Annotated in this window: 13 protein-coding genes; 3 read left to right on the forward strand and 10 right to left on the reverse strand. The window is 64.5% G+C overall.

Going from position 1 to position 12409, the window contains the following annotated elements:
* Positions 1-2: 2 nt before the first annotated feature.
* A complete protein-coding gene (locus tag KBX19_RS10520) occupies positions 3-920 on the reverse strand; it encodes an aminodeoxychorismate lyase (RefSeq protein ID WP_255995504.1) in 918 nt (305 codons plus the stop codon).
* Positions 921-953: 33 nt separating this feature from the next.
* Between KBX19_RS10520 and KBX19_RS10525 the strand changes: the two genes are divergently transcribed.
* Positions 954-2144, forward strand: coding sequence for a folate-binding protein (locus KBX19_RS10525; protein ID WP_255998894.1), 1191 nt, complete (start codon positions 954-956; stop codon positions 2142-2144).
* A gap of 23 nt (positions 2145-2167) precedes the next feature.
* On the opposite strand, the gene KBX19_RS10530 is transcribed toward KBX19_RS10525, so the two are convergent.
* The 4 genes from KBX19_RS10530 to KBX19_RS10545 form a co-directional block, all read right to left on the reverse strand.
* Positions 2168-2383, reverse strand: coding sequence for a DUF3073 domain-containing protein (locus tag KBX19_RS10530; protein ID WP_005288680.1), 216 nt, complete (start codon positions 2381-2383; stop codon positions 2168-2170).
* Between the two features lie 164 nt (positions 2384-2547).
* Entirely contained in the window at positions 2548-3615 is a 1068-nt protein-coding gene (gene purM / locus KBX19_RS10535) for a phosphoribosylformylglycinamidine cyclo-ligase (protein WP_255998896.1), read from the reverse strand.
* Positions 3616-3618: 3 nt separating this feature from the next.
* Positions 3619-5115, reverse strand: coding sequence for an amidophosphoribosyltransferase (gene purF / locus KBX19_RS10540; RefSeq protein ID WP_255998897.1), 1497 nt, complete (start codon positions 5113-5115; stop codon positions 3619-3621).
* A 32-nt stretch (positions 5116-5147) separates the two neighbouring features.
* Positions 5148-5528 (reverse strand): sterol carrier family protein, encoded by a 381-nt coding sequence (locus tag KBX19_RS10545; RefSeq protein ID WP_255998900.1) that lies wholly within the window; start codon positions 5526-5528, stop codon positions 5148-5150.
* Between the two features lie 57 nt (positions 5529-5585).
* Between KBX19_RS10545 and KBX19_RS10550 the strand changes: the two genes are divergently transcribed.
* A complete protein-coding gene (locus tag KBX19_RS10550) occupies positions 5586-6590 on the forward strand; it encodes an acyl-CoA thioesterase (protein WP_255998901.1) in 1005 nt (334 codons plus the stop codon).
* Between the two features lie 94 nt (positions 6591-6684).
* Here KBX19_RS10550 and KBX19_RS10555 read toward each other — a convergent pair whose 3' ends face one another.
* The 5 genes from KBX19_RS10555 to purS form a co-directional block, all read right to left on the reverse strand.
* Positions 6685-6921, reverse strand: coding sequence for a hypothetical protein (locus KBX19_RS10555; RefSeq protein WP_255998903.1), 237 nt, complete (start codon positions 6919-6921; stop codon positions 6685-6687).
* Positions 6918-7787: a hypothetical protein gene (locus KBX19_RS10560; protein WP_255998904.1), complete on the reverse strand. Its 870-nt coding sequence runs from the start codon at positions 7785-7787 to the stop codon at positions 6918-6920. Before KBX19_RS10560 ends, KBX19_RS10555 begins: the two co-directional genes overlap by 4 nt.
* A gap of 189 nt (positions 7788-7976) precedes the next feature.
* Positions 7977-10316 carry a phosphoribosylformylglycinamidine synthase subunit PurL gene (purL, locus tag KBX19_RS10565; protein ID WP_255998906.1) on the reverse strand — a complete coding sequence of 780 codons (2340 nt, stop codon included), beginning with the start codon at positions 10314-10316 and terminating at the stop codon, positions 7977-7979.
* A gap of 2 nt (positions 10317-10318) precedes the next feature.
* Positions 10319-10999 (reverse strand): phosphoribosylformylglycinamidine synthase subunit PurQ, encoded by a 681-nt coding sequence (gene purQ / locus KBX19_RS10570; protein ID WP_255998907.1) that lies wholly within the window; start codon positions 10997-10999, stop codon positions 10319-10321.
* Positions 10996-11238 carry a phosphoribosylformylglycinamidine synthase subunit PurS gene (purS, locus tag KBX19_RS10575; RefSeq protein ID WP_005288654.1) on the reverse strand — a complete coding sequence of 81 codons (243 nt, stop codon included), beginning with the start codon at positions 11236-11238 and terminating at the stop codon, positions 10996-10998. The genes purQ and purS overlap by 4 nt, the downstream gene beginning before the upstream one ends.
* Positions 11239-11384: 146 nt before the next feature.
* Between purS and KBX19_RS10580 the strand changes: the two genes are divergently transcribed.
* Complete coding sequence (locus tag KBX19_RS10580) at positions 11385-12401, forward strand: metal ABC transporter solute-binding protein, Zn/Mn family (RefSeq protein ID WP_255998908.1); 1017 nt, start codon at positions 11385-11387, stop codon at positions 12399-12401.
* Positions 12402-12409 lie beyond the last annotated feature (8 nt).

A 12409-nucleotide genomic window follows, 5' to 3' on the forward strand; every position in this document is an offset into this window, starting at 1 on the left:
CGTTAAGAAGTGGCTGGGGTTGCCAAAGCTGCGTCGATAAGCTGGCGCAGCTTTTTCTCGTCCTTCTTGGACGGTGCAGGCAGCTCCTCCCCGTCGATCGTGGTGACGCGCACCCCGCCGCGGACGGAGCTGACTAACCATACCTGGTCGGCGCCTCGCAGGTCAGCGACGGTGAGGTCTTTCTCTTTGCACTTCCAGCCGTCACGCTCGGCGTGAGTGAACACGGACGCCTGTGTCGTGCCGGGCAGCACGTCGCCGCCCGTGACCGGCGTCCGCAGCTTGCCGCCGCTGACCACCAGCACAGACGATGTCGCTCCTTCCAGGACGCGGCCGGACGCGTCGACGTAGATGACATCGTCGTATCCGTTCTGCTTCGCCCACCGCAGTGCAGCCATCGCCGCGGCGTAGTTGAGCGACTTCGCGCCGACAGTCAGCCACGGCGCGGCGTCGGCGTCGCTGCCGCTGGCTAAGGTGTAGCCGCGCTGCGCCGTCATCACGCGCACACCATTCTCGCGCTGGTCCAGCTGCTCCTGCGGAATCGGCCGGACCGTCACCCAGGCGCTGGGCACGCCCGTCGACTCACGCCCACGGGTGTAGGTCCACTGGCACTTCGCCTCCACCTCGGCTGCATCGAGTCCGGACTCGCGCACGAAGTCCCCCACTGCCTCGGCTGTCGCCTTCTCCCACGTCGCCGCTTCCGGCGCGGGCAGGCCCAGCAGCTGCGCAGAACTTTGAAAGCGTTGCACATGTGCCGCCAGATTCACCGGTTCACCGTGCCGGATGAGGATGGTCTCAAAGCAGCCGTCGCCGCGCGTGACGGCAGCATCGTCCCAGTACACGTGCGGAAGGTTGGCATTTTGGCGTCGCAGGGAACCGCCGAACGGCTCCACGAGATAGATCACTGGCTGTTGGGCGCGCATACCGGCCCATTATGCCCGCGTAGGATCGGACAGGTGAGTTACCGTTCGCCTATCCTCGCCGTGCGCGGCGCCACAGAACTACCCGACGCGTCGCTTATCGACGCCGCCGGCGTCCCCTCCCACTACAGCGACCCCCTGCGCGAACAACGCGCACTCGAACGCGGCGGGGTGGTCATCGACCGCAGCCACCGCCACGTCATCCGCGTCGCCGGGCCTGACGCGCCGGTGTTCCTGAACAACCTGCTCTCGCAGAAGCTTGACGATGTCTCCCCCGGCTTCACCGCCGCCGCCCTCGACCTGGACATGCAAGGCCGGATCCTCCACCACGCCGATGTCACCCGCACTGAGGACGCCTTCTACCTCGATGTCCCCTCCTACGCCTTCGAGACTTTCCTCGACTTCCTGACCAAGATGATCTTCTGGTCCGACGTCACCGTCGAAGAGGCGGACCTGGCCATCCTCACCGTGCTCGGTGCCCCGTCTTCCTTCGACCCAGGCGTGCTCGCCGCGACTCCCGCGTTCGTGCGCACCGTCGACTGGCGTGGCCCGCGGCGTGTCGACATCGCCGTCCCGCGCCAGGAGTTGATGAACGCTTTCCGCGCACTTACCGGTGCCGACGGCGCGGCACTGACGCCCGCCGGCATCATGACCTTCACAGCCGAGCGCATCAAGGCCCTCGAACCAGAGCAGCGTGCAGACCTCGACGCCAAATCCATCCCGCACGAAGTGCACACGCTCATCGCCCGGGGCGGCAACCTGGGCGCCGTGCACCTAGACAAGGGCTGCTACCGCGGCCAGGAGACCGTCGCGCGTGTGGAGAACCTCGGCCGTTCCCCACGCCTTCTGGTCATGCTGCATATCGACGGTTCTGCCCCCGTCGACCCCCAGCCCGGTGACACCATCACCATGGGCGGGCGCACCGTCGGACGCCTCGGCTCCGTCGCGCACGACTGCGACTACGGTCCGATCGGCCTAGCGCTGGTGAAGCGGTCTGCTCTCAACGCCCCAGCCACGTCGGGCCCCGCCGCGGCTGTCGGTGCGCAGCTGGAAATCCTCGCGGGCACCGGCGCAGACGACGCCGACGGCACAGAAAGCGCCGCCGATCCAATCGTCATTTCCGCGTCCGTCGATCCTGACTCTCTCCCTGCGGATGAGGGCCAGCGGGCGGGGCGGGTGGCCGTCGATAAGCTGCGCGGCAACGCGAAAACGCACCCCACCACATAAAAACGGGGTGCGCTTAAGCGAGCTTATCGACGCTGCGCGTCGTCCTCCGGATCCCAGTCCGCGTACTCAGCGTACTGCGGGTCTACCTCGTAGTCGTCGGAGTCATCCTCATCCCACTCGGAACGGGTGGGCTCGCCTGCAAGCTCACGCTGGAGCGAATCCAGATCCATGTCAGGCGTGTTGTACTTCAGCTGGCGTGCAACCTTGGTCTGCTTTGCTTTGGCGCGTCCGCGGCCCATGGCGTGACCCCCTTGAGGTGTCCTAAAGGGCGGCTCGGGAATTCGGCGGCCCTTTTCATATCTTAAAAATTTGTCCTGCAAGCCATAATAGCGTGCGAGTCAAATTAACGCGCACACAGCCGCCGCCTGCGCAAACACGGCCACACGAGCAGCGCAGGAAAATTTTAGAAAGAGTGGGACCCCACAAGCACAGCGCGTGCGCCCTCGTCTGCGTCGGTGGCGCCGCGGACTTCGCCGAGCTCCCAGCATTCGACGTGGCGGGCGGTGAGCATCGCCAGCGCGCGGTCGCGGTCCTCCGGCGCAACAATGGCGACCATGCCGACACCCTGGTTGAAGGTCTTCTCCATCTCGGTGTCCGGCACCTTGCCCACAGAGCGGATCGTGCGGAAGATTTCCGGCGGGCTCCATGTTGCGCGGTGCATTTCCGCGACCTTGCCTTCGGGGATGACGCGCTCCATGTTGCCCACCAGGCCGCCGCCGGTGACGTGGCAGAACGTGCGCACCTCGCACTCGTTGGCCAACGCCAAGCAATCCAGGGCGTAGATGCGGGTCGGCTCCAGCAGCTCCTCGCCGAGGGTGCGACCCAGCTCCTCGATGTGGCCGTCCAGCGGCAGGCCGGCCTTTTCCAGCAGGACGTGGCGGGCCAGCGAGTAGCCGTTGGAGTGCAGACCAGAAGAGGCCATGCCGATGATGACGTCCCCCTCGCGCACGCGGTCCGGCCCGAGCACCTCCTCAGCTTCCACCACACCGACAGCGGTGGCGGACACGTCGTACTCGTTCTCCCCCATCACGCCGGGGTGCTCCGCAGTCTCCCCGCCGAGCAGAGCGCATCCGGCCTGAACGCAGCCCTCGGCAATGCCGCCGACGATATCGGCAATCTTCTCCGGCACGACCTTGCCCACCGCGATGTAGTCCTGCAGGAACAGCGGCTCCGCGCCGCAGACCACAAGATCGTCGACGCACATGGCCACCAGGTCGATGCCGATCGTGTCGTGCTTGTCCATCGTCTGGGCGACGGCGAGCTTCGTGCCCACGCCGTCCGAACCAGCCGCGAGCAGCGGCTGCTTGTAGTTACCCAGCGCGAAGAGACCGGCGAAGCCTCCCAGTCCACCACGGACCTCGGGGCGGGTGGCGCGCTTGGCGTGGTCCTTGATCAGCTCGACTGCGCGGTCGCCTTCCTCAATGTTGACGCCGGCAGCGGCGTAGGAGACTTCCGACTCGGAGGTGGTCATGGCTTAAAACATCCCTTCTTGAATGCGGCGCACGGCATCCGCGTTCACGTTGTTCTCCGGCAGGCCCAGCGGGTAGTGGCCGTTGAAGCAGGCCGCACACAGGCTTGCCGCGGGCCGCTCCGTGGAGGCGATCATGTCGTCGATCGAGACGAATGCCAGTGTATCCGCACCGATGACACGGCAAATGTTCTCGGCGACAGCGGCATCATCCCCGCCGGCGTTGTTAGCAATCAGTTCGCCCGGGCTGGCGAAGTCGATGCCGTAGAAGCACGGCCACTTCACCGGCGGGGAGGCAATGCGCACATGCACCTCGGCAGCGCCCGCTTCACGCAGCATCCGGATCAGCTTGCGCTGCGTGTTACCGCGGACGATGGAGTCGTCCACGACCACGAGCGACTTGCCCTCGATGATCTCGCGCACCGGGTTGAGCTTTAACCTCAAGCCCAGCTGGCGCAGCGTGTCCGACGGTTGGATGAACGTGCGCCCTACATACGCGTTCTTCATCAGGCCCTGCGCGAACGGAATACCGGACTCTTCGGCATACCCGATCGCGGCGGGAGTGCCCGACTCCGGCACAGGCATGACGACGTCCGCATCCACCGGCGCCACATGCGACAACCTACGGCCAATCTCCAGGCGGGCCGCGTTGACTGTCTTGCCCTCAATGACCGAATCGGGGCGGGCAATGTAGACGTACTCGAATACGCAGGTCTTCGGCGTCGGCTCGGCGTAGCGCTCGGTGTGGATGCCGGAGGCGTCGATCGCAATGAGCTCGCCAGGCTCGATGTCGCGCACGAAAGAAGCGCCCGTGATGTCCAGCGCTGACGTTTCAGAGGCGATGACCCAGCCCTTCTCCAGCCGGCCGAGCGACAGCGGGCGCACACCGTGCGGGTCACGGGCAGCGTACAACGTGTGGCCGTCGGTGAACACCAGACAGAAAGCGCCCTTAATCTGCGGCAGCAGTTCGCGGGCGGAATCGAGCAGGGTGCGCTCGCCGGTCACTCCGTCGGCAAGCAAGGCACTGACAACAGCCGTGTCGGACGAAGAACCCTGCCCGTCAACGCCGTCGCGCGGGACGAGCTTGCGCGCAACTGCCTCATCGCGCAGTGTCGCGTAGTTCGTCAGATTGCCGTTGTGCGCCAACGACACATCGGTGCCGTTCGGCGAGGTCCGGAACATCGGCTGGACGTTCTCCCAGCTCTGCGCACCAGCTGTGGAATAGCGGGTGTGGCCGATCGCCACGTCGCCCTGCAACGCGTCGAGGATCGCCTCATCGAAAACCTGGGAGACCAGTCCGCTGTCCTTGAAGACCACGATGCGCCCCTGGTCGCCCACCGCGATGCCGGCACCCTCCTGGCCGCGGTGCTGGAGGGCGAACAGGCCGAAGTACGTCAGCTTCGACACGTCCTCCCCGGGCGCCCACACCCCGAACACACCGCATTCTTCGCGTGGCTCGGGCTCGTCTGCTTCCAGATTCAGCATCGGGTTCTGCACCTGCATAACTTTAGTGGATCACGACGTGAGACGGGCAATCACAACCTCACCACCGGCAGGCCCGCAGCCACGTCCCCGGCCCGCGAACCGGAGGCGCTCACCCGGCCGTCAGCGACCGCTTCCGCAAACTCAGCCTGCCCCGTCGCCAGCTGCAGCCACACCTCCGGAGCCATCTCCACCACATTCGGCGGCGTCCCGCGGGTGTGCCTCGGCCCTTCCACGCACTGCACCGCCACGAACGGTGGGACCCGAACTTCCACAGTGTGACCGGGGAGTTCGTCGGCGAGGGCGCGGGCGGTGCGTCGACAAGCATCTGCGAGCTGGGCGCGCGGAGGACGCGGCTGCGACGGATCCTCGATCCACCCGCGCACCGCCTCAACAGCCGCACGCGTCGCAACAGGATCATTCTTCGGAGCCATGGCGCCCATCCTAGGCCGACTCAGCCTGCTTACCCAGCAAGGACTAAAGTCAGAGCAATGACCGAGAAGGTAACGCCGACCAAAGACCCCTCCATCACCCTGCGCTTCATGGCCGCTCCCACCGACGTTGTTCTCGCCGGATCCCAAGGAGTCTCCGGCGGCCGCGTGCTCGAATGGATCGATAAAGCCGCCTACGCCTGCGCCGTCCAGTGGTCTGCGACCTACTGCGTGACCGCCTACGTCGGCCACATCCACTTCACCCGCCCCATCCCGTCCGGCCACATCGTCGAGGTGCGCTCCCGCATCGCCATGACTGGGCGTTCCTCCATGCACATCGTCAACGAAGTGCTCTCCGCCGACCCGCGCGAAGGCGTGTTCACCCGTGCTTGCGACTGCCTAGTCATCTTCGTGGCCAAGAACCCCGAGACCGGCAAATCCATGCCCGTGCCCGCCTTCGTGCCCACCACCGACGAGGAACGCCGCGTCCAGGAAGCCGCGAAATCCCGCATCCAGCTGCGCGACGAGATCGAAACCGAAATGCTCAAGCAGTCCTACGACGGCGACTCCGACGCCCCGCGCATCATCCACCGCTTCATGGCAAAACCCACCGACATCAACTGGGGCGGCAAAGTCCACGGCGGCACCGCCATGGAATGGATCGACTCCGTGGGCACCTCCTGCACCATGGAATGGTCCGGCGAACGCACCTTCGCCGTTTACGCCGGCGGCATCCGCTTCTACAAGCCCATTTCCATCGGTGACCTCATCGAAGTCGACGCGCGCATGACACGCACCGGCAACAAATCCATGAACGTGACCACGCACGTGCGCGCCGGCGACCCCCGCGGCGGCCGCGACAATCTGGCCACCGCCATCCATGCCACCTTCACCTACATGGCCGTCGACATGGACGGTACCCCCCTGCCCGCCCGCCAGTTCACCCCCGTCACCGACGAGGACAAGGCCCTCTGGGAGCACACGCAGATCCTGCAGGACCTGCGCCAGAAGTACGCGCCGATGCCGCTGGTCGAGCCGAACCCGGCCCGCCAGACCGTCGACTAGACGGCCAGCCCGTATGTTTCTGGCAGCAGGAAGACCGGGGCCTGAACGCTGGTTCGCAGCGCTCCAGCCCCGGCCTGTTTGATTGGTTTGGCCGTTAGGCGTTCGCGGGGACGAGATCGTGGATGATTGCGTCCTCGCTGGCGAAGTACCGCGAGTGCGTTTGCCTGAGGCTGCGGAGACTGTCGGACAATATCACCACGACCTCCGTGTCGGTGTCGGGACGGTTGAGCTGTCGGTTGATCCGCTCTTTGGCTGCTTCCCGGGCGTCCTCGTACGGGGTCACCTCGAGTCGCCCCGTAGGACGGTGGTATTCGATAAGGAAATGAATCACTGCCCTCGCCCCTCCAGGTAGAAGATCTCGTTACTCGTTCTGCGCATTAACTCTACTAATTCGAGTTCCTCCTGAGAAGATTTTGCCCACCCGCGCTGAAGCAGCTCGGTAGCAACATCAGCTTCAGAAGATAGATCCCTGAGCAGCGCCTCCCTGCGCTCTTCAAGCGACCGGATAGCATCCGAGAAAAACCGGACACGCTGAATGATGGGAAAAGCCTCCCCGTATTCCTCGATTGTTGGTTCACCATATCTGATCCCTCGCCCAACCTTGTCGCCCAAGGATTCATTCAGGTTCGCCCACTTCGCCTGAAGGGTAGTTCTGACCTGCACTTCGATTCGTCCTGCGTTGCTGCGCACCCATAAATGAATCGCCCGGTAGCCGTGCTGATGATCAACTAGGTAGTCCTTCACCTCAACATTTCCGCCAGCTGCCTCAAGAACACCCACCATGCGGCGAGCGATCTCACGCTGCGCAGTGAGACCACAAGGAATGTCATACCTCGCACCCGCGAAGTCCTGCACCGATTCCAAACCGATGTTGATTCGAGCGAGTTTGGCAACCAAAGTGTCCTCGCTCTTAGTTCGCCCACCCCTTACGACTTCACCATCCAACTGGTAAATCAGGCCGGAATTACTCACCGCAGCCCGGTAGTCTGCGATCGCTTCGTCGCACAAACGCCACGTCTCAGCGATCAACGAATCGTGCCACACCAATATGTCTTCGTACTTCTCAACATCCAGGCCCTCGCCCGCCATGAGCGCTTTCCCGGCTCGCTTCATATCGCCCTTCGAGAAAGGCGGCTTACTGTTCAGATCCACTTCAAGCCCCTCCTTAGCTACGTTCAAGTGGATTGGTTTTTGCACTTTAAAACCTCTGCCCGACACGACTTGCCCTATCGTCGAACGTGCGTTCGATTCGCACTGCGGCTAACCGCCCTGTCGCTCCTAGTCACATGCAGCCAGGACTTCCCGTTGCGTGAAAAGGAAACTCCCCGGCCACCGCTCTTGCGAAGTGAGGCGGGTGCCGGGGAGTATGCGGTTAAAGCCCTGCGTTTACACCGCAGAGTTCGGGGCGTCGGCGTGCGCGAACAGGCCAGGCAGTGTCGCCGACCACGCGTCACGCAGCGCCGCGACAGATACGCTCTGACCGGCGGCTGCCGTGCCGTCGGCGAACGTGATGTCACCGGAAAGGTTCGTCGAGCCGACAATGCCCACCGGAATGCCCAGCTCGGTGGCGTCGGCGACAACGCGGTCGACGCGGTCCGGGCTGCACGCGACGAGCACGCGGGAAGCGGACTCGGAGAACAACGCGGTGAATGCATCCTCGTGCACACCGGACAGATCCAGCTCCGCGCCCTTCTCGGTCTCCTTGATCATCTCGAAGACAGCCTGCGCCAGCCCGCCTTCGGACAAATCGTGGGCGGCGGTGAGGCCGCGGGCGGGTGAACCGTCTGGGCGATCCGAATCTTCGGCGGCTGGGGATTCGGGCGCGAAGAATTCGGCCAGGCGCGCCTCGTTGGCCAGGTCGACCTGCGGCGGCAGGCCGCGCAGCGGCGCACCAGAGATCTCCTGCCACACGGAACCGCCGAACTCGTCGCGGGTCTCGCCCAGCAGCACGAGAATCTCGGATTCACCGTTGTTGACCACGCGCGGGCTGACGGATGCAGCCACGTCGTCCATCACACCGAGCACGCCGACGACCGGCGTCGGCAGGATCGGGGTGTCTCCAGTCTGGTTGTAGAAGGACACGTTGCCGCCGGAGACAGGGATGCTCAGTTCGACTGCGCCGTCGGCAAGCCCGTGGACTGCCTCGCGGAACTGCCACATCACGTCGGGGTGCTCCGGCGAGCCGAAGTTGAGGCAGTTGGTCACGGCGACCGGCCGCGCGCCGGTGACCACGACATTGCGGTACGCCTCAGCCAGCGCCAGCCGCGCACCCATGTTGGGGTCGAGGTAGGTGTAGCGTCCGGATGCATCGGCGGAGACGGAGACACCGCGGCGGGTGGATTCGTCGATACGCAAAACGCCGGAGTCCGCGTGGCGCGCTTGCACCGTGTTGCCGCGCACGTAGCGGTCGTACTGCTCGGTGATCCAATCGCGCGAGCACAATGCCGGCGATGCGACCATCTTCAGCCATGCGTCCGCCAGGTCTTCCTGCTTATCGACGTCACCAGCCACCTGCACCTCATCCATCCACTCCGGACGAGCCCAGGGACGGTCATACACCGGAGCTTCGTCGGCGATCGTGGACGGCGGAGCGTCGAGAACGACCTCACCGTCGTGCTCGATGACCAGGCGGTCGCCCTCGCCGGTGACCTCACCAATCTCAGCGCAGTTGACGTCCCACTTGGCGCAGATCTCTTTGAAACGCGCGACATTCTCCGGCGCAACGACAGCGCACATGCGCTCCTGCGACTCGGAGGCGAGGATTTCTGCGGCGGTCATGTTCTCTGCGCGCAGCGGGACAGCGTCGAGGTTGACGCGCATACCGCCGTCGCCGGCAGCAGCCAGCTCGGAGGTCGCGCAGGCTAGGCCCGCGCCGCCAAGGTCCTGGATGCCCACGACCACGTCAGCGGCGTAGAGCTCGAGGCAGCACTCGATCAACACCTTCTCCGCGAAGGGGTCGCCGACCTGCACGGCGGGCAGCTTGCGCTCCGCACCATCTTCGAAGCTCTCAGAAGCGAGGACGGACACGCCACCGATGCCGTCGAGGCCGGTGCGCGAGCCGAACAGCATGACCTTGTTGCCCTTGCCGGACGCGAAGGCGAGCTTGAGGTCCTCGACCTTGAGCGTGCCCACGCACAGCGCGTTGACCAGCGGGTTGCCGGCATAGGTCTCGTCGAAGCAGGTCTCACCACCGATGTTGGGCAGACCCAGCGAGTTGCCGTAGCCGCCGATACCGGACACCACACCCGGCAGAACGCGCTTCGTGTCTTCCGCGTCAGCCGGACCGAAGCGCAGTTGGTCCATGACCGCGATCGGGCGGGCACCCATGGCCATGATATCGCGGACGATGCCGCCGACACCGGTCGCCGCACCCTGGTAGGGCTCGACGTAGCTGGGGTGGTTGTGGGACTCAACACGGAAGGTCACCGCGTTGCCGTCACCGATGTCAACCACACCGGCGTTCTCACCGATCCCGGCGAGCAGCTTCGCGCCCATTTCTTCCGTCATCGTTTCGCCGAAGTAGCGCAGGTGCACCTTCGAGGACTTGTAGGAGCAGTGTTCTGACCACATCACGGAGTACACGGTCAGCTCCGCATCCGTGGGGCGGCGGCCGAGGATCTCGCGGATACGGGCGTACTCGTCGTCCTTCAGGCCCAGCGCGGCGTACGGCTGCTCCTGCTCAGGCGATGCCTTCGCGGCCTCGACAGTGTCATTGTGTACGGCCACAGTTACGCTCCAATCTTGGAAATCTCGTTGAGTGCCGAGCGGATCAGCCCCAGGCCATCGGTCGACGGGCCCGTGAGCGTATCGACGGCATGTTCCGGGTGCGGCATAACCCCCACCACACGACGATTCTTACTGGTGACACCCGCAATGGAATTGATCGAGCCGTTGAAGTTGTCCGTGTAGCGGAACACGACGCGACCTTCTGCCTCCAGCTCGTCAATGGTGGCCTGGTCGGCCTGGAAGCGACCCTCGCCGTGCTTCGCCGGGACAAGAATCTTGGAGCCGGAGGTGAACTCGTTCGTCCACGCGGTCTCGGTGTTGGCCACCTCGAGGTAGGTGTCCACGCAGTGGAAGTGCAGCCCCTCGTTGCGCGTCAGCGCGCCCGGCAGCAGGCCCGCTTCGGTGAGGATCTGGAAACCGTTGCAGATGCCCAGCACCGGCATGCCTTTATTCGCAGCGTCCACCACAGCGCGCATCATCGGCGTCATTGCAGCAATCGCGCCCGAGCGCAGGTAATCGCCGTAGGAGAAGCCGCCGGGCACGATCACCGCATCCACACCGGTTAAATCCTCGTCGGCGTGCCACAACGGCTTCGGCTCGGCGCCGCCGTTGCGGACGGCGCGGATCGCATCAACGTCGTCAAGCGTGCCCGGGAACGTGATCACTCCGATCGTCGCGGTCACTTGACTTCCTCCCGCACGATGAAAAAGTCCTCGATAACCGTGTTGGCTAGCAGCGTTTCCGCCACGCGCTGAAGCTCCTCGTCCGTCACGGAGTCCTCCACCTCAAGCTCGAAACGCTTGCCCTGGCGGACATCCGTGACACCATCGACGCAGATGCGCCCCAGCGCACGGTGCACCGCCTGGCCTTGCGGGTCCAGAATTTCAGCCTTAGGCATGACATTGACTACGACACGTGCCATGAGAATCCTTCGCGTGAGATCGTTTCCGAAGCTGCCAAAGAACAGCAGAAATACTCGGCCAGTATATCCGACAGGGCCCACACTCCATAGACGACAGAACACTGTTCGTATTGAAATCCGTTTTCAACAATGGTTGGATGTGTCCTATGAAACAACCGCGACTCAACCCCCTCACACGAGCCCTCTCCGCCACCTCCGCCGCAGTCCTGGCCGGCGCCGCTCTCGTCGGCTGCTCCACCGACTCTGCCCCCGGTGGCGACGGTGTTGACGGGGCCGGCGGGGCTGAACCGGCCAGCGTCGTAGCCACCACGAAGGTATGGGCCGATGTCGCCTCCGCCGTCACCGGCACCGAGGTCGACGCCATTATTAGCGACGCCTCCCTCGACCCCCACTACTTCGAACCCAACGCCAAAGACCTCACCCGCCTCAAGCAGGCCGGCACCGTCGTCGCTAACGGCGGGCATTACGACGCCGCCCTCTACACCGTCGCCGAGCAAGACCGCATCATTCACGCTGTCCCGCTGCAAAGCCACGGCGCGGAAGAGGAACACGATCACAGCCACAGCGATCACCAGCACGATCACGAGCACGACGGTCATGACCACGGCGACCACTCCACCGCCGGACTGCCCCAGGACATCGACCAGCTCGAGCACGTCTGGATGGCGCCGAGCAAGGTCAAAGACGTTGCTGCCCAGGTTGAAGAGAGGGTTGGGGGTGACGCTGGGAGCGTCGAAAAGCGAATGGGCGCGATCGAAGACCGCCTGGCCGCGTTGCCCCACGTGCACGTGGCTATGACGGAGACGATCGGCGCGCCGCTGATTTGGGGCACGGAGCTGCACGATCTCACCCCGGAGGAGTACTCGCGTGCGGCCCTCAACCACTCCGAGCCGTCAGTGTCAGCAGTGGCGGACTTCATCGAGCAGATTGAAAGCGGCGATCTTGACCTGCTCATTGTCAATCCGCAAAGCAGCAACAACGCCACCGACCGCCTGGTGAAGGCGGCGGAGGAGAACAACGTGCCCATCGTCGAAATTCGCGAGACCCCGCCGGAGGGCACGAACTTCCTCGATTATTTCGAGCAGGTCGTGGGCGACATCGCCGCGATTGCCGAGAAGGCCGAGCCGCAGCCCGAGACCGAAATCGACAGCCGCGTCGGCTAAGCTCCCCC

The organism is Corynebacterium sp. CCUG 71335 (assembly GCF_024454075.1).
Taxonomy (GTDB): domain Bacteria; phylum Actinomycetota; class Actinomycetes; order Mycobacteriales; family Mycobacteriaceae; genus Corynebacterium; species Corynebacterium genitalium.